Source organism: Sphingomonas sp. EU05-FHT14C10 (assembly GCF_058790595.1).
This window is the reverse complement of record NZ_JBYTEN010000011.1, coordinates 20,415-37,077: the sequence shown is the minus strand read 5'-3', so window position 1 is coordinate 37,077 and position 16,663 is coordinate 20,415. Positions and strand designations below refer to the sequence as shown.

General features: G+C 65.2%; 14 protein-coding genes. 6 read left to right on the top strand and 8 right to left on the bottom strand.

Features of this window, described 5'->3' with window-relative positions:
• Positions 1 to 53: 53 nt before the first annotated feature.
• The 3 genes from AC3WT0_RS12145 to AC3WT0_RS12135 form a co-directional block, all read right to left on the bottom strand.
• Complete coding sequence (locus AC3WT0_RS12145; protein ID WP_126001398.1) at positions 54 to 617, bottom strand: alpha-ketoglutarate-dependent dioxygenase AlkB; 564 nt, start codon at positions 615 to 617, stop codon at positions 54 to 56.
• A gap of 439 nt (positions 618 to 1,056) precedes the next feature.
• Entirely contained in the window at positions 1,057 to 1,317 is a 261-nt protein-coding gene (locus tag AC3WT0_RS12140; RefSeq protein WP_126001397.1) for a hypothetical protein, read from the bottom strand.
• 25 nt (positions 1,318 to 1,342) lie between these two features.
• Positions 1,343 to 1,771 carry an SOS response-associated peptidase family protein gene (locus AC3WT0_RS12135; RefSeq protein WP_126001483.1) on the bottom strand — a complete coding sequence of 143 codons (429 nt, stop codon included), beginning with the start codon at positions 1,769 to 1,771 and terminating at the stop codon, positions 1,343 to 1,345.
• On the opposite strand from AC3WT0_RS12135, the gene AC3WT0_RS12130 reads away from it, so the two are divergent.
• From AC3WT0_RS12130 to AC3WT0_RS12105, 6 genes are all read left to right on the top strand, one after another.
• Positions 1,692 to 2,525, top strand: coding sequence for an SOS response-associated peptidase (locus AC3WT0_RS12130; protein WP_492753737.1), 834 nt, complete (start codon positions 1,692 to 1,694; stop codon positions 2,523 to 2,525). The two genes, AC3WT0_RS12135 and AC3WT0_RS12130, sit on opposite strands and share 80 nt — an antisense overlap.
• Before the next feature lies 1 nt (position 2,526).
• Positions 2,527 to 2,964 carry a DUF1810 domain-containing protein gene (locus AC3WT0_RS12125; RefSeq protein ID WP_126001395.1) on the top strand — a complete coding sequence of 146 codons (438 nt, stop codon included), beginning with the start codon at positions 2,527 to 2,529 and terminating at the stop codon, positions 2,962 to 2,964.
• Positions 2,965 to 3,119: 155 nt separating this feature from the next.
• Positions 3,120 to 3,896, top strand: coding sequence for an ImuA family protein (locus AC3WT0_RS12120; protein WP_206431137.1), 777 nt, complete (start codon positions 3,120 to 3,122; stop codon positions 3,894 to 3,896).
• Entirely contained in the window at positions 3,814 to 5,661 is a 1,848-nt protein-coding gene (locus tag AC3WT0_RS12115) for a DUF6504 family protein (RefSeq protein WP_126001394.1), read from the top strand. The genes AC3WT0_RS12120 and AC3WT0_RS12115 overlap by 83 nt, the downstream gene beginning before the upstream one ends.
• The gene (locus tag AC3WT0_RS12110) at positions 5,661 to 8,936 is read left to right on the top strand and encodes an error-prone DNA polymerase (RefSeq protein ID WP_126001393.1); all 3,276 of its coding nucleotides are present in this window, start codon (positions 5,661 to 5,663) and stop codon (positions 8,934 to 8,936) included. The genes AC3WT0_RS12115 and AC3WT0_RS12110 overlap by 1 nt, the downstream gene beginning before the upstream one ends.
• Before the next feature lie 221 nt (positions 8,937 to 9,157).
• Entirely contained in the window at positions 9,158 to 9,688 is a 531-nt protein-coding gene (locus AC3WT0_RS12105; RefSeq protein ID WP_206431135.1) for a DUF1993 domain-containing protein, read from the top strand.
• Positions 9,689 to 10,060: 372 nt separating this feature from the next.
• Here AC3WT0_RS12105 and AC3WT0_RS12100 read toward each other — a convergent pair whose 3' ends face one another.
• From AC3WT0_RS12100 to AC3WT0_RS12080, 5 genes are read right to left on the bottom strand one after another with little or no spacing between them, the layout of a single operon-like run.
• Entirely contained in the window at positions 10,061 to 10,555 is a 495-nt protein-coding gene (locus AC3WT0_RS12100; RefSeq protein WP_126001391.1) for a DUF2726 domain-containing protein, read from the bottom strand.
• A gap of 28 nt (positions 10,556 to 10,583) precedes the next feature.
• Positions 10,584 to 10,784 (bottom strand): hypothetical protein, encoded by a 201-nt coding sequence (locus AC3WT0_RS12095; protein ID WP_126001390.1) that lies wholly within the window; start codon positions 10,782 to 10,784, stop codon positions 10,584 to 10,586.
• A 43-nt stretch (positions 10,785 to 10,827) separates the two neighbouring features.
• Entirely contained in the window at positions 10,828 to 13,899 is a 3,072-nt protein-coding gene (gene mobF / locus AC3WT0_RS12090) for a MobF family relaxase (RefSeq protein WP_126001389.1), read from the bottom strand.
• A 3-nt stretch (positions 13,900 to 13,902) separates the two neighbouring features.
• A complete protein-coding gene (locus AC3WT0_RS12085) occupies positions 13,903 to 16,206 on the bottom strand; it encodes a type IV secretion system DNA-binding domain-containing protein (RefSeq protein ID WP_492753736.1) in 2,304 nt (767 codons plus the stop codon).
• Positions 16,196 to 16,486 (bottom strand): hypothetical protein, encoded by a 291-nt coding sequence (locus tag AC3WT0_RS12080; protein ID WP_126001387.1) that lies wholly within the window; start codon positions 16,484 to 16,486, stop codon positions 16,196 to 16,198. Before AC3WT0_RS12080 ends, AC3WT0_RS12085 begins: the two co-directional genes overlap by 11 nt.
• Positions 16,487 to 16,663 lie beyond the last annotated feature (177 nt).

Below are 16,663 nucleotides of genomic sequence, written 5' to 3'. Positions count from 1 at the left end.
AAGCCGTGCTCCGCTGGTGCTCCCCTCCTAACGACCAGCACTGCCGGATGGCTTCAACCCGGCTTCACCAAAGTACGAAATGTGATCGACCAACGCGCTTCTTCGAGCGCAGCGATGCTGTGTTCCCACAAATGGCGGGCCTCACCGGTCAGATGGTAGATCGAGCGCGGCAAGAGCGGCGCGATTGCGCGCGTAAAGCCGGCAGCACCGCGCTGCCGAAACCGCATCTGAGCCGTCGCGCCAAGCGAAATGCCGATGATGTGCTCGAACACCGGACGATCTCTGTGCCACCCGATGCCGGCACCCGGGTCGTAGCGGATGAGCAGGGCCTGGGCGATGTCAGTGGGCTCGAGGCCGGCGAAGGCGGCTGCGCGTATCTTGAGGGGTTCCAGCCATTCCGGGATCGGTTCGGCCGTCCCGAAGCGGCCGGTTTCGAAGTCGTAGGACCATCCATAAGAGCAGGTCAGCCGCTTGCCGGTCCATTGCTGGAAGCGAAACGGGGATAGCTCGGCGCCATCGATGTGGGCGATCAACGCCTGTTCTTCGGCTTGCGCGAGGAAGTCGGCTGCTAAAGCCAGACCAGGCAGCAGCGGCGGGGTGAACAGGTCGGTCTGCATCGCCCTGCTCATCGGCCGCCCTCAAGACCACCGCGGCCGCGCAATAGATTGCCGAGCGGACGCCCGTCCAAGCTGCAATGCGCCACAACGCGGTCATAGCTCCGTCGGCCGGCGTGGCAGGTGAGAGACCGCCCCATGACGATGCTAGCGAGCAATCGCTTCGCACGCTGGCCACCTGGCTCGTTCAGCTCCGGGGCGTCGAAGTCGGCGAGGCGCACCTCGATCCATCGGTCGGGCCGTCCCGCAGGTCCGATGCAAAGCCCGTCGCCATCGCCGACATAACGAACGACACCGGAGAAGGCGGCGCCGCGAGCGGGCAGAACACCCTCGCACGGATCGGCCAATGCGGGTGTCGCCCAGGAAAATGAGGCAACGACCACGCCGAGGACCAATGCCCGACGCAGATTAGGAAAGTTCGGCTTGAACCGTCTCGGATACATCACCACGGTATGTCGTCGTCCGTAATCGCATCGGTCGCCTCCGGCGCGGAGGGTTGGCTAGGCCAAAGGCGTACGCCCGCGTCGGCACGGCGCCTCAGCTCGGCTATGATAGCCACAGCCATGTCCCGATCGCCGTCGTAGTTCGCTATCGTTCGCTCGAATGACGCGGCGAGGTCGGCGGGGGATGTTTGAGGATATTCGAGCAGGATCTCATCGGCCTCTTGGGTCAGCCAATCTTCTACGTCCGCTAGCGCGTCCATGCTCATCCTCCTTTCTTTTCGGTGGTCACAGCGCGAGTTCCGATTGGCTGGTCCCGCCGCCTAGGAGCCGCTCGACGAGGAATGTCCGCTCTGGCGGCGTCTGCAGCAGGTCGATCTCCGGAACGGTAGCGTCGAGCCATTGCATCCGGTGCCGTCGTTCGATGATCGCGCCATGCCGTTCCTGGTAGCGTGCAACCTCCGCGTTCGCCGCGAACGTGATGATACGGAAGCTGAGCGGCCACTCGCCCATCGCCGGCTCCCAGATGGCGGCAAGATAGAAGAAGTTGCCGCTTTCGAGGGTCGCGCGGTAGCGCTTGTCCCCCACGCGCATGTGAAACTCGCTGGCTGGAACCAGGCAGCGATGGCGCGGGAAAGTGCGGCCCTCCGAGCGAACGAACCGCAACGAGGCACCATCGCTGAACCGGGGGTTCGACCCCCATGCCGCCTCGACCATCTCGATTTCGCTGGCGTCATCCGGATTTCGCCTGATGATGGGACGTCTGCCCCCCGGCGGGGCATCGATATCAAATGGTGTGGGCGACTCCATCGCGCCGGAACATACTGGGAACGACGACAGGTCGCAAGAAAGGCTGGGGCGCGTGTGCAATGACTATCGGCTTGAGGTGGACGTCGCCTCGATCATGGAGGACTTCGAAGACCTCAAGATCAAGATCAAGACCCCCGAAGGCACGCCAAACGTGGCAGCTCGTGAGGATATCAAGATCAGCGATTCAGCCCCGATAGTACGCGGTGTCGATGGCGAACGTGGCGTGGGCGAGCTGGTCAGTCGTAGATGGAGCTGGCCAGGGCAAGGCGGCAGGCCCGTCTATAACTTCCGCAGCGAAGGTCGCGAATTTTCCTCCGGCCGCTGCCTGATCCTCGCCGATGGCTTCTATGAGTTCACCGAACCGCAGCCAGGTCAGAAGCGCAAAACGAAGTGGCTGTTCACGTTGAAGGGACACGACTGGTTCTGCATCGCCGGCATCTGGCGCACAGCGCCATCCGGCGAAGCCTGGACCATGCTGACCATGGAGCCGGGTGAGGATGTCGCGCCATATCATCATCGTCAGATAATCCCACTGACACGAGACCAGTGGGCCGACTGGCTCGATCCGTCGGTGCCGGCGAAGGATGTGCTGCGAGCGTTGCCGAAAGGCAGCTTGCCGGTCACGCGCGTGTTCCCGGCCGCAGAACCGGCGCTGCTCTGACATGCCGGGGACCAACTCGCTCGACCGCTTCGTCGAGGCTCAGACCCTCAGCTACAAGACCGCGCTCGCCGAGATCCGGCGCGGGGCCAAGCGCTCGCACTGGATGTGGTATGTTTTTCCACAGTTCGCCGGGCTCGGGCGCAGTTCGACCGCGCAGCATTTCGCCGTCCGGTCGCTCGAGGAGGCCCGCGCTTATCTCGACCACGCCGTATTGGGTCCGCGCTATCTCGAATGCGTCGCTGCGCTGCAGGATCTCGCGACAAGCAATGCCGAGGCTGTGTTCGGCGACATCGATGCCACGAAGCTGCGCTCATCGCTCACTCTGTTCGAGGCAGCCCGTCCCAACGCGCTCATCGCCGCGGCGCTCGACCGTTGGTTTGGCGGCGAGCGCGACCCGTTGACGCTGCGGCTGATCGGGGACGAGGCGCCCACAGGCTAAGCCGCTACATGTTAACGCCCGAGAGACGGATAGCTTGGGCGATCGAACCCGCGAGTTGCGTATCGAAGTCATGCGGCTTGGTAATCAATCATCCGGCTTGACGAATCCCAAGAGTAAGCGGAACATAAAAGGAACAAGTGAGTCGATGCTGACCGATGCCCGTACCTTCGTCGTCCCCCGATCGGCCCGGTGCCGATCAAATAGCCGCGCTTCGCGCGCAGCTTGCGCAGGCCCAGAGCCAGCGCGGGCCGGTGCTGGCGTTCGGACTGGAAGCGGTCGATAGCCAGATTGCCGGCGGCGGGCTCGACGGCGCCGGGCTCCACGAGATAGCCGCTGCCACCGCCTCGCTGAACGACGACGCGGCCGCCACGCTGTTCGCAGCCGGTATCGCCGCCCGATTCGCAGCACAGCCAGGATTCACAGTGCTGTGGGCGCTGAGCCGCTATGACCTTTATGCGCCGGGGCTGGAACAGGTCGGGCTCGGCCCTGAGCGTATTTTCCACGCCGAGGCGGGCAAGGATGCCGAGGTGCTGGCATTGGCCGAGGATGCGTTGCGGTTCGGCTCGCTTGCCTGCGTGGTCGCCGAGGTGAAGTCGGCCGACCAGACCGCGACCCGCCGGCTCCAGCTCGCCGCATCGGATGGCGGGACGCCGATCCTGCTCTACCGCCGGCATCGCTCGCTCGATCGCTGTCCGCTCGGTCAGCCCTCGTCGGCGATGACCCGCTGGCGGATCGGCTGCGTGTCGTCAGCCAGGCTGCCCTACCCCGGCGTCGGTCGTCCGCGCTGGTCGGTCGAGCTGGTCCGGCAGCGCAACGGTAATCCCTTCTCCCTCGAACTCGATGCGTGTGATGACCAGGGTCGCCTCGCTCTACCTGCCCCAGCTCGCCATCGAGCGGTTGCGGCGGTCGGAGCGGCCAGCCAAGCTGCCTGAGGCGCTGCCGGCCCCCACACGCTCGAGGTTCGCACCGCCGATCGATGACGATCCTGGCGCCTGCTCGGTGCCGCGCGGCGGCGGCTGGCGGCCGGGCGCCCGCTGGGCGCTCGTTGATCATGGCGCCGCGGCCTGGCCACGCGACGGCGCTCCGCCGCGCGCGTCGGTCGAGGACGCGATCGCCTCGCTGCCCGCGCATCAACAACCGCCCAAGCGCATGCTCGGCCGGCGCAGCGAACCTGCCGATCATCCGTTCAAGGCAATGCCGCCCGACGAAGGTGCCCCGGCGCGCAGGCCTGCCATGCCGGCCCCGATCGCTCAGACATGGGGTCGCCCGACCGTCCTGATCGAGCGGATCGGCCAGAAGGACGTGTTGACCGCCACGTGCCCGGCCGCACTCGAGCTGGGCCTGCGCCCCGGCATGGCTGCGGCCTATGCGCGCGCGCTCGTCGCCGATCTCGACGTGCGCGACGCCGAGCCCGATGAGGATCGCGCTTGGCTCGACCGGCTGGCGCTTCATGCGGTCGGCCATTGGACGCCTTCCGCCAGCGTCGCCGGACCGGATGGCTTGTGGCTCGATCTCACCGGTACCACCCATCTGTTCGGTGGCGAGCCGCACTTCTGCCGCCGGTTACTGCGCTTCCTCCAGCGCATCGGCTTCACCGCCAGCATCGCGATCGCCGGCACCCCGGGCGCAGCGCATGCGCTGGCGCGCTACGGCGACAAGCCGGCCACCATCCTGCCACCTGGCACCGAAGCCGAGACCCTCGCCGACCTGCCGCTTGCCGCGCTGCGACTGACGCCGGAGGCGTTGCATGCGGCCGCCAGGTTCGGGCTGGAGCGGATTTCCGACCTCTATCCGATGCCGCGCGGTCCGCTCGCGCGGCGGCTCGGCATGGCGACGGTCACTCGCCTCGACCAGGCCCGCGGCATGGTCGCCGAGCCGATCGTCCCGGTGGTACCCTTCGAAGAGCCGCGCGTGATGCGCCGGCTGCTGGAACCGATCGGTACAGCTGAGGCGATCACCCAGGTGATTGGCGATCTCGTCGACGACATGGTGGCGGTGCTGCAGGCACGGGGGCTCGGTCTTCGCGCCGCGGTGCTGACCTGCTTGCGCGTCGACGGCGACGAGCAGCGTATCGGTCTTGGTACCGCGCGGGCAACGCGCGACGCGAAGCATCTCACGCGGATGCTAGCGATGCGGGTCGAACGGATCGATCCGGGGCTGGGTATCGAGGCGGTGGCGCTTGCCGCCCCGAGGATCGAAGATCTCGCACCGGTGTCGCTCGGTGCGGCGCTGGTTGGCGACGATCGTCCCGCCGACATCGCGCCGCTGGTCGACCAGCTTGCCGGACGCGTCGGTGAGGCCGCATTGTTCCGGGTTGGCGCAGAGGAGAGCGACGTACCCGAACGCGCGACCCGGCGGACAGACGTGCTCGCGACACCGGTTGGCTGGCCGACGTGGAAGCGGCCCGTGCGGTTGCTACGTCGACCAGAGCTGCTCGGCGACGTCGTCGCGCTGTTGCCGGATCAGCCGCCGCGGCGGTTTGCGTGGCGCGGCAGCGGCTATCGCGTCGTCGCCGGCGATGGCCCGGAACGCATCCATGGCGAGTGGTGGCGCAACGAGCGCGAGATGTGGGCGGTGCGGGACTATTTCCGGGTGGAAGCTGAGGGCGGTGAGCGCTTCTGGCTGTTCCGCCGCGGCGACGGCGTCGAGACAACGACCGGCGACCTCAGCTGGTACATGCATGGGCTGTTCGGGTGATGGAGAGGCCCGCGGCGACTTATGTCGAGCTTCAGGTGACGAGCCACTTCTCGTTCCTGCGCGGCAGCAGCTCGCCCGAGGAACTGTTCTCCGCAGCCGCGCTGCTCGGTCATCATACGCTGGGGTTGGTCGATCGGGGTAGCGTCGCGGGCGTCGTCCGCGGCTGGGATGGGCAGAAAGCTACCGGTGTGCGCATGATGCCCGGCGCCCGGGTCGACCTGACCGACGGCCGCGCGGCGCTGCTTTATCCGACCGACCGCACCGCCTGGTCGCGGCTGACGCGCCTCCTGTCGATCGGCAAGGCGCGCGGCGGCAAGGGCCGTTGCGTCCTCGACTGGAACGACGTCGCAGCGCATGCCGACGGGCTGGTGGCGATCCTCGTGCCGGATATGCCAGACGACGCCACCGCCGCTCGCCTTGATGAGCTGCGCGCGGTGTTCGGATCGCGCGGCTATCTCGCACTGTCGCTTCGCCGCCGGCCCGATGATGCCCAGCGACTTTACGAGCTGGATGCGATGGCGCGTGCTGCGGGCGTGCGGAGCGTCGCTACCGGGGATGTGCTCTATCACACCGGCGAGGCGCGGCCGTTGCAGGACGTGATGACCGCCATCCGCGAACGGACGACGATCGATGCGCTCGGGTTCCGGCGCGAGCGCTACATGGACCGTGACCTGAAGTCCCCCGCCGAGATGGAGCGGCGGTTCGCCCGATTCCCGGACGCTGTTCGGGCCAGCGCCGACATCGCGGCGCAATGCCGGTTCGACCTTGGCGAGATCCAGTATCAGTACCCGTATGAGCAGATCATAGCCGGGCGAACGGCGCAGGAGGCGCTAGCGGCACTAACCGAAGAGGCGGCCGCTCGCATGTTTCCCGGCGGCGTGCCGCAGGCCTATCGGTCCCAAATCGATCACGAGCTGAGATTGATCGCCCAGCTAGGTTACGCGCCCTACTTCCTCACGGTAAACTCGATCGTCGGCGAGAGCCGCCGCCGCGGTATTTTGTGCCAGGGTCGCGGAAGCGCGGCGAACAGCTGTGTCTGCTTCCTGCTCGGCATCACGTCGATCGATCCGATCAAGCACGAATTGCTGTTCGAGCGCTTCGTCAGCGGCGAGCGCAAGGAGCCGCCCGATATCGACGTCGATTTCGAACATGAGCGACGCGAAGAGATCATCCAGTGGATTTACGACACCTACGGACGTCACCACTCCGCCCTCACCGCCGTGGTGACCCGCTACCGTACCCGCGGCGCGGTCGCCGAGGTCGGTAAGGCGCTGGGCCTGCCGCGCGACCTCACGAAGATGCTGACCGGGCTCGTGTGGGGCTGGTCGGTCGACGGGATCACCGATGAGCAGATTGCCAGCCTCAACCTCAACGCCGGAGATCACCGGCTCAAACTGACGCTTCAGCTCGCCCGCCAGCTGATCGGTCATCCGCGACACCTGTCTCAGCACCCCGGCGGTTTCGTGCTGACCCAGGACCGGCTCGACGATCTCGTGCCAATCGAGCCGGCTAGGATGGAGGATCGTCAGATCATCGAGTGGGACAAGGACGATATCGACGCCCTCAAATTCATGAAAGTCGACGTGCTGGGCCTGGGCATGCTCGGCTGCCTCAACCGCGCGTTCGACCTCTTGGAGCAGGAGAAGGGCATCAGCGTCGGCATGGCCGACCTGCAGGACGATGACCCTAACGTCTACGCGATGATCCAGAAGGCCGACACGCTCGGCGTCTTCCAGATCGAGTCCCGCGCCCAAATGAACATGCTGCCCCGCATGAAGCCCAAGGAGTTCTACGATCTCACCATCGAAGTCGCGATCGTGCGGCCGGGACCGATTCAGGGCGACATGGTCCATCCTTATCTTCGGCGCCGCGAGGGCAAGGAGAAGCCCGAATATCCAAAGCCCGAGCTGCGCGCCGTCCTCGAGAAGACTCTCGGCGTGCCGCTCTTTCAAGAGCAGGCGATGAAGGTCGCCATCGTCGGCGCCGGTTTCACTCCGCAAGAGGCCGACCAGCTCCGCCGCGCGATGGCCACCTTCAAACTCACGGGCGGCGTCAGCCACTTCTATGACAAGTTGGTCAGCGGGATGGTGGCTCGCGGCTATCCGAAGGACTTTGCGGAAAGGACGTTCAAGCAGATCGAGGGTTTCGGTTCGTACGGCTTTCCCGAAAGCCATGCCGCCAGCTTCGCCAAGATCGCCTATGCGTCGTGTTGGATGAAGCACCATCATCCCGACGTGTTTTGCGCGGCGCTGCTCAACGCGCAGCCGATGGGATTCTACGCTCCCGCCCAGATCGTCGACGACGCCCGCAGGCATGACGTCGAGGTGCGGCCAGTGTCGATCAACCACAGTCACTGGGACTGTACGTTGGAGCCAACCGGCAGGCGCTATATGGCAGTCCGGCTCGGGTTCGGGCAAGTCCGTGGGCTCGCCAACGTTCACGGTGCCACGATTGCTGCGGCCCGCGGGCCAGCGCCTTACGAGAGTGTCGAAGAAGTCTGGCGGCGCGCCGGCGTACCCCGAGCCGCTATCGAGCGTCTGGCCGAAGCCGACGCATTCCAGTGCCTCGCTGAAAACCGCCGCCAGGGGCTATGGAAGGTGAAGGGTCTCGGCGAAGCGCCGTTGCCGCTGTTCGCTGCCGCTGACGCGCGTGAGGACAGGTTCTCGCCCGAGGGTCTGGAGCCGTCGGTGGCGCTCCGCGCGATGACCGATGGCCGCGAGGTGGTCGAGGATTACCGATCGCTTCAGCTATCGCTGCGCGGCCACCCGATAAGCTTCCTTCGCGGTCAGCTTGATACGATGCGCGTGATGCGCTGCGCCGATCTCCCGGCGGTGCGCGACGGCCGCAACGTAGAGGTCGCCGGTGTGATCCTCGTCCGCCAGCGTCCAGGTTCCGCCAAAGGAGTCCTGTTCATCACTATCGAAGACGAGACCGGTATCGCCAACGGCATCCTGTGGCCCGACCGGTTCGAGATTTACCGCCGCCAGGTCATGTCCGCCTCGATGATCGCGATGCGCGGCAGGGTGCAGAAGGAGGGCGAGGTCATCCACATCATCTGCGACCGCATCACCGACCATGACGACATGCTAAGATCCATCGGAAAGATGGATTTCACCGTTGCGCCGGGACGCGGCGATGGCGCCAAGAATGGAGCTGGTCCCGATCCGCGCGATCCGAGCTGGCCACCGCGAGGGCGAACGCTCGCCTATCCGCCGTTTAATGCCGTTCCGGACGAGGAAGAGCTGATGCGCATCCGAAGCCATGACTTTCATTGACCCTGCCGGAACCACGCCAACTCTCAGCTCTTCAAGGCTGTCATCAATGACACTTTACCTCTCGCTTCCGGGTAAAGTGTCACGGATGACAAACCGCTGCCCCGCGCTATCGTCATTGGGATGTTCCTGTAATTCTCGGCGCAAAGCATCGCCGAGCCTGGCAGGATGTTTCGAACATGCCGCCGCGCGCAGAGCGCATAGTCCGCATCAAGGAGAGTTACGTGTCCATCACGCTCTATGAAGCAATCATACCATCTCAGCTCCAGATCCTCGGATCGGTGCATCGTCTCCTGGGCAAGGCCGAGACGTTCTGCGCTGAGCGAAACTGGGCGGATGACGAGATCATTGACGCTCGCCTAGCGGCTGACATGAATCCTTTCGCTTACCAGATCAAATCCGTGGCTGTGCATTCCCTTGGCGCTATCGAGGGCGTTCGGCAGGGGCGCTTTTCGCCCGACCAAACCTTGCCGCCGGACAGCTTCAGCGGCCTCAACGAGCGCATCTTGGCCACCATCGCCGCACTTGAAGCCATCCGTCCGGAAGAGGTCGAGGCATTCATAGGTCAGGACATGTGTTTCGAGTTCGGAGATAACCGGATGGAGTTCACGGCCGAGAGCTTTCTGCTCTCGTTCTCGCAGCCGAACTTCTATTTTCACGCTACGACGGCGTACGATATCCTGCGCTGGAAAGGGCTGACGATCGGAAAAAGGGATTTCAACGGAAGGGTTCGCAAGAAGCCTGACGTCGCGTGATATCATACGATCCGCCGCATATTGATGACGCTTGGTGGAGCGACGCAGAAGTATCATGAGTCTGCTCGACCACCGCTTCGAGGGCCCGTGGTTATCGGCCGGCTGGAATATGATCGGCTGCGAGGCGCTTACGATTATGCCGCCGCGAGCACGATGCCCGGGGTCCTCTCAGCACTGCAAATCTTGGCTGCTAGGGTTCGACGCGGCGAGACCATCTGACTGTTTGACCCGGCTACCTCCAGCACGTTCGAGGCGATCAGGATCGTCGCGCTCAAAGCGTGTGTCGCCGCTCACTTCCCCTCAATGGCAAGTCTGGACCGGATCGATGCCGAGCGATGATTGCGCGGGTAACGGACGAGGAGGTCGTGCAGCTCACTCCCCGCCCCGCAGATGACCGACTGCGGTGACTGCCGCTGCGACTGTCGGACGAGCTGACTTAGGAATGCGGATCGTTGTGTAACCCGCCCCCGCCGTCATCGAGTCACGGAGGAGGTCCTTCGCGGCATCGTGCGAGCGATCATCCAGTTCGACCAAGGCAACGACCGTTCCAACCGTTGGATCGACGATCACAAAATCGACAATCTTCTGAGAGAACGCGTTGCGATCGGCTGGATTGAAAGTTTTGCCCGGCCGGCGCGGAGCAGCCAGCAATGCGCCCATGGCGACCTGAGCATGGATTCGATACATCGGCAGCACATGCTCGAGTGCCTTGAGCATCGCCTGCTCGCGCGCGGTGAGGAACGGCTTCGCAATCGGCGCCGGCGATCCACCGACACCTTTGACGAGCGCGAAGAGCACCGCGATGCAGGCCAGAAAGATTATGGCGGCAAACGGCGCGCTGCCGAGCTGATCGATCAGACGTGGCATAGCTTGATCTCCCTTTCAGAATCGCGCGTCAGAACCAGCCGTCCTTGCGCCCCTCATTGCTATCGCGCAGGCTTCGGCCGTCGACGGCGGAGCGGCGGATCTCGAGTTCGACACCGTCACCCTTCCGCCGGGTCCGAAAGTCGGCATTGCTCAAACCGTTACGCCGTGCGTAGTCCTCGGCCGCCTTCTCGCTGCCGAACTTGCCGCCTTCATCGAACTCCCATCCCATCGGTCGTCTCCTTCGTCTGCCGGCACCGCGCCGGCTGTTACCTTCACAAATCGAGTCCGAGGCTGCGCTCCGGCAGCGGCGGCAGCAGGTCGCCCTTGTCGGGCTTGAGGTCTGCCGGGGCCGTGAGGTCGCCGCTCTTCGATGCGGCTGCGGGCGCGGCGGCCGGCGTGAGGGCTCCGTCCGGAAGGGGCGGCAAGTCGGCGAGAAGGTCGGCCGCGTCGGCCAGATTGATGCCGTCGATCGGACCGGGATCGAACTTTGCCGGCGCGGCTGACCCCTTCTTCCCGTCGATGTCGATGCGGCCCAGCGTCTCGAGTGCCGAGGTCTTGTTGCCGGGATTGAGGTCGAGCTGGCGCTCCAGCTTCCCCTTGTCGTCGACCACCATGACGAGCTCGTCGCGCACACGGGTGACGCCGACATTGAAGAGCCGCTGGTTGGACAGGTTGCGCTCGTGGCTGTCCATGACCGTGATGGCTTTGTCGGTCGTGATGCCTTGCGCCATGTGCATGTTGAGCACGTAGGCGAGATCGAGCCGCGACAGCATCGGATCGCCGAGATCCAGCGTGAGAGTCTGCTTGCCCGCTGTTTCGACCGTCACCCCCGCGGCGTCCACCGACAGCACGCGCGCGAGAGCGGCGTTATGAAGGTCGCGCGGCTTGTCGTTCGCGGTCCAGCGGATGCGGTCGCCCTCGCGGACGTGGAGGTCCTTCTTCTGGGTAAGTTCGAGACGATCCCGCTTCTCGGTGGGCGACAGGCTCTGGGGATCGAAGCGGATATGCCGCCGCCCGTCGCTGAGCTCGACCTTGCCGCCCGGCAGCATGCGGGTGACGTCGTAGCGCCCCTGCTTGAGACCGATGTCCTGCGCGCCGCCGCGGCCGACGTCGAGCGTCTGGCCGACCTGATAGGTCGAGGCATAGCGCAACTCCTCGCGTGTGAGATTGACGCGCTCGTAGACCGTGAGGTGGATACCCTGCCCGCGCACCGTTCCTTCGGCCGCAAGCCCATCCTGGATGCGTTGATTGATGATCGCGCGCGACGCGCGGCCCGACGCGAACACGGCGGTGGCATCGCGGTCTTCGGCCGATAATGCGAGCCACATGCCGGCCGCCGTCTCGGGCGCGCTGGCGCTCTCATGAACATTGTCGCCCAGCACCTTCATCGCCTCGCCCGCGCGGCCGACATTGGCGAGCGCGGCGACCGTCCGCAGCGTGTCGGTACGCTGGCGGATGTTCTCATCCATCCGCGCCATCGTCCCTCCGGCCGCCTGGATCATCGCGAATGATTTGCCGGCGTCGATCGAGGAGAGCTGCTGACGATCGCCGACCAGCACCAGCTTGTCGACGCCGAGCGCCTCGGTGATCCGGTGCAACGTCAGCATGTCGCTGCTCGAAACCATCGAGGTCTCGTCGACCACCAGCGAGGCGCCTGCCAGTCGGGCCCGCGCTTCCTCGTATCGGGGCGTATCGCGCTCGGTGACGAACCGTTCGTTGGCGAGGACGAAGGACGCGATCGTCTGGCTCTTGATGCCGGCACCCTCGGCCAGGTCCGCGACCATCTTGTTCTGGAACGCGAGGCCGAGCACAGTTCGGCCCTCGGCTTCAGCGATCCGGGCCACTGCTTGCAGCATCGTCGACTTGCCGGCGCCGGCGACGCCCTGGATCGTGACGGTGCGGTCGGGCGACGACAGGATCAGCGTCGCGGCGGCGAGCTGGCCGGCATTGAGCGGCCGATCGGCGACGCTCTGCAGACGCTCGGGTGCAGCACTCGCCGAGACGACCGGGTCTGCCTTGCCGGCCCCTGCCTCGACGCTTTTCAGGATCGCTTCTTCGGTGCGCAGCGCTTCCTGCGTGGTCACCATCTGGACGCCCTTGTCGCCGGGTCGCGCTACCCCGGGAAGAAGCTGGCGGGTCTCGATGAGCTCGCCGATCCGGTGCTCGACCGTGTCGATCGTGACGCCCTTCAAGCCGAGGTCCAACGCAGTCTTCGCGAGCAGATGGACGTTGAACGCCGCCTCGCGCTCCGCCAGGATCCGGACCGCCGACGCGACCGCGAGCTGCGAGCGCGCAACCGCCGGCGACTGGGTAGCGCGGGCGAGCCCGCTGTCGACGAGAGGATCGCGTGGGCGCAGGAGCCCGCCGAGCGACGTGCGAGCGCTCGCGATCGCATCGCTCACCGCGCGATATCCGCGCTCGATCGGCCCCGCCCCGAGACGCTGGCCGGCGCGGGCTTCGGCTGCGGCGAGGAGGCTCTTGCCGTCGAAGCCGAGCCCCGCCGCCTTGTCGATCCAGCCTTTAACGAGCCCGTCGCGGTCCTCGACGTTGAGCTTGGGATCGCGGGTCGTGGTGGTGACGCCGTCGCGACCCTTGGCCGAGACGATCCCGAGCGCGGCAGCTTTTTCCAGGATCGCCTCGCGCCGCTGGCTGAAGGCATCGATCACCGCTTTCGGCACGCCCGATATCTCGAAGGTGCCGTGCTTGCCCTTCAACTCGACCTGGTAACCCAGCTTCTCCAATCCAGCTCGCAGATAGGCGTGGTAGATGGCGCCGATCGTCGCATTGTGGCTCCAGATCTTGTCGGCATGAAGCGCCTGCCATTTGCCGTCCGGCATCTGCGTCAGGTTGGCGACTACGGCATGGACGTGGGCCTGCGGATCGAGCGCGCGGCTGGTGTCGTGCTGGAAGAGTGCATAGACGAGATTGCCGGTCTGGACCGGCACCTTGCGCCCCTCGACATCCTTGCGCCCCTCGGCGAGATTCTTTTCGACCCACGCCATGGTTTTCTGGACGGCTGCCATGTTGGCGGCGAGCACGCGCTTGTCGCCGGCGACATAGGCCATGACCGAAACGGACTTCGGCGCCGAGAAGGTGAGATCGAGGCCGTGACGGCGGTTTTCGACCTGTGCCACGCCCTCGCCGCTTGGCAATATCCCGCTCAGGACCGCCTCGAATGATTCCCGCGAAACCTCGCCTTCCAGGCCGAGCGCCTCGGCCCCTGCCCCGCTCCAGCTGTTGACCTCCGAGGCGCCGTCGGCGGTGTAGTAATTGTCCTTGAAATCGTCCTTCGCGAAATAGTTCGCGGCACCGGATGCGGAGCGGACCGAGGCGATCGAGTGCATCGATCAAATCCCCATGTCGAGATCGCTGTCGTCGCGGCCGACGGCGATGCCGTGGCGGAGTTCAACTAGCGTCTGGTTCTCGACCTGGCTGATCTGTGGCGGCGCGGCGCGACCGTCGCGGCGCTCGTCCGACGAGCGGTTTGCTGGCTCGTGTCCCTCCGCCTTCTCGCGTGCCGCCTGGGCCTTGTCGGCAGCGTGGCTGGCGGGGGTCGACTGTTCGTTCTTGTCGTCGGCACGCTGCGCCGCCCGATCGGCTTCCGTGATTTGCTCGGCGGCAGGCATCTGCAGGATCCGCGCCGCCATCTCCTTGGCGAGATTGGTCGTATCGACCACCTCATCGACGATCTGAACGGCGCCGTCGCGACCGCCCGCCTCACCCCCCTCGTCCGCGAATGCCTCCTCGCCGCGGCGCGAGCGGACGGGCTGCATGGAGGGTCTGGCGACAAACCCCGGTGCGACCTGGGGATAGTCCTTCCACTCGAGCAGAATGCGCGCGGCCGGGAAGCCGTCCGGGAACTTCACGAAGCCGTGCATCGAAGGCAGGTTGGTGATGTCGTCGGCGATGACGAGCGGTTCGACCTGCTTCCTGGGTGTCAGCGTCGAGGCGTCGCGATTGTTGTTGTAGCCGTAGCTGTAGGCCTCATCCATCTGGCGGACTTCACGGTTGCCGATGTAGCGCGCGCACTGCTCGGCTGTGTCGAGGTCCGCGGTCGCGAGAATGAGCTTCGAGCGGGCGAGCGACGCGAGATTGCGGGCGCCCTGTTCGCCATAGACCTCGACCAGTTTCTCGAAGCTGTGGATGCCCAGGATCATGGCGCCGCCGAACGCGCGGGCGGTCTGCAGGCCGTTCTCGATGGCGGGCAGTTTGTGGAGCGCGCCGAGCTCGTCGAACATGAACCACATCCCCAGCGAGCGGGTGCGCGGCATGGTCATCAGGCGATTGATGCACAGGTCCATCCAAAGCGTCAGCAGCGCCCGGTTCATGGGCAGATCGACGTAATTGGAGGTGATGAAGAGGATCGCGCCGGGCTGCTTTTCGCCCGTGATCCAGTCGCGGATCGAGAACTGCTCGCCCTCGTCGGGGAGGAAGCGCAGGACCTGCGCGTTGGTGTTGAACACGGCGCGGATCGACTCTGCCATGCGAGCGGCTTCCGGGGCGGTCAGTGGATCGGCGATGGTGTTGGCGAGGAAGCGGTGGACCCGCTTGAGATCCGCGGTCATCAGGTTCTCGGACAGCGCCAGATTGGTGGTCTGACCCCGCTCCTGAAGCCGGATGCACATCTCGATGAACAGTGTGCGTGCGGCCAGCGCCCAGAAGGGTTCGGAGGACCCGCCGTCAGAGGGAATCAGCGCGGCCGCAGCGGCGGTGAATTCGCTGTGCGTGCGGCAGTCATTGAAGATCGACCAGGCCGGGCAGCGCTGGTCCATAGGATTCAGGATCGTGTCGCGGGTGGGGTCGAAAAAGGCTTCGACATAGGCACCGGTCAGGTCGAAGATGACGGCATTGTCCCGGCGGTCGCGCATCTGCGCGACGAGGCTGCGAAGCTCGGTGGTCTTGCCCGATCCGGTCGTCCCGATCAGCATCGTGTGAGACTGCTCCATGCGGTGCGGGTAAGGCACGCCGGCGAGCGAATAGGGGTGGTGAATGCCGCCCGCCTTTCGCTCCTGAAACGTCAGCCTCAGCACGGCCTTCGGCGAGAGCGCGGGAAAGAATTTGCGCGCATCGTCCTCGAAGCTGGCGAGGTTGTGCTGGGCGATTTCGGATTGAAGCACGCCATTTTCGACGAGCATGGCGCCACGTTCGTGCCGCTCCTGAAGGATCGTCTTGCCCCTCCGGCGCGAGAGATCGATGAACCAGATCGCCAGCGGCGCGACGACGAAAAGCGAGACCAGCAGAGATCCGATCAAGGCCCGCATCGTCGTCGCCCAAGCCTGCTGGACCTCGGGGATGAACGGCACTGCCGGCATGATCGTGCGCATGATCTCGCCGTTGGGCAGCGTGACGTTGACGCGCTTGTTCGGGTTGAGCTCGATCCAGTTCCAAAGCGTCGCGTAGAGCTTCATGCAGACGAGCTGGAAGCCATGCTCGTCGAGGCGGAATGACAGGATCGCGAACCAGGCAAGAAGGAAGGCAAATAACCATGCGATGACGGGCAGCCGGGCGCCCGAAAACCACATCAGCATTTCGTGGGTCAGGAGCTGGGAGCCGCGGGTGAAATTGCCGGAGTTGCGCTGCACGCGACCACGCGCGGAGTGGTGAGTGAGCGGGATGTTCTGCCCATTCGAGCGGATGTCCTCACGCGCCATGATATTGCACCAGGCGCTTGTCGGTCTCGGCTACAAGACGGTCGCGCAATTCGGGGTATTGTTCGCGGATGATGACATCGAGCGCGAGCTGCTGAAACTCGCTGATGCGGGCCAGGCGGCGCTGGCTGGCGGTCAGCAGATCGGAGGAGGAGAGGAAGACGTCGAGCGCCGACCGGATGATGTCGGCGACGGTCAGCTTCTGATCGGCTGCGATCGCGCTGAGACGATCCCATTGGGAGCGCTCCAGGCGAATATTGTAGTGCCGATAATTGGTAGCCAAGACCAACCTCCTAGCAGGGAGGCTGGTGGGGACTGAAGAATGGCGACGCTTATACCTCGGCGGCAGGGCAGCGACAAGCCGGTCTTCTCACCCGCCCGCGCCGTAGTCTCGGGTAGTACCAGAGAATGGCGGAAATCTGCGACTTTTACGCTCCCCCGCCACCGTACTACAGCGTAC

Excerpts from the sequence above, each read along its gene's own strand:
- AC3WT0_RS12145 (WP_126001398.1), bottom strand. The coding sequence starts at position 617 with ATGCAGACCGACCTGTTCACCCCGCCGCTGCTGCCTGGTCTGGCTTTA.
- AC3WT0_RS12140 (WP_126001397.1), bottom strand. The coding sequence starts at position 1,317 with ATGGACGCGCTAGCGGACGTAGAAGATTGGCTGACCCAAGAGGCCGAT.
- AC3WT0_RS12135 (WP_126001483.1), bottom strand. The coding sequence starts at position 1,771 with ATGGTCGAGGCGGCATGGGGGTCGAACCCCCGGTTCAGCGATGGTGCC.
- AC3WT0_RS12125 (WP_126001395.1), top strand. The coding sequence starts at position 2,527 with ATGCCGGGGACCAACTCGCTCGACCGCTTCGTCGAGGCTCAGACCCTC.
- AC3WT0_RS12120 (WP_206431137.1), top strand. The coding sequence starts at position 3,120 with ATGCCCGTACCTTCGTCGTCCCCCGATCGGCCCGGTGCCGATCAAATA.
- AC3WT0_RS12115 (WP_126001394.1), top strand. The coding sequence starts at position 3,814 with ATGACCAGGGTCGCCTCGCTCTACCTGCCCCAGCTCGCCATCGAGCGG.
- AC3WT0_RS12110 (WP_126001393.1), top strand. The coding sequence starts at position 5,661 with ATGGAGAGGCCCGCGGCGACTTATGTCGAGCTTCAGGTGACGAGCCAC.
- AC3WT0_RS12100 (WP_126001391.1), bottom strand. The coding sequence starts at position 10,555 with ATGCCACGTCTGATCGATCAGCTCGGCAGCGCGCCGTTTGCCGCCATA.
- AC3WT0_RS12095 (WP_126001390.1), bottom strand. The coding sequence starts at position 10,784 with ATGGGATGGGAGTTCGATGAAGGCGGCAAGTTCGGCAGCGAGAAGGCG.
- mobF (WP_126001389.1), bottom strand. The coding sequence starts at position 13,899 with ATGCACTCGATCGCCTCGGTCCGCTCCGCATCCGGTGCCGCGAACTAT.
- AC3WT0_RS12085 (WP_492753736.1), bottom strand. The coding sequence starts at position 16,206 with ATGGCGCGTGAGGACATCCGCTCGAATGGGCAGAACATCCCGCTCACT.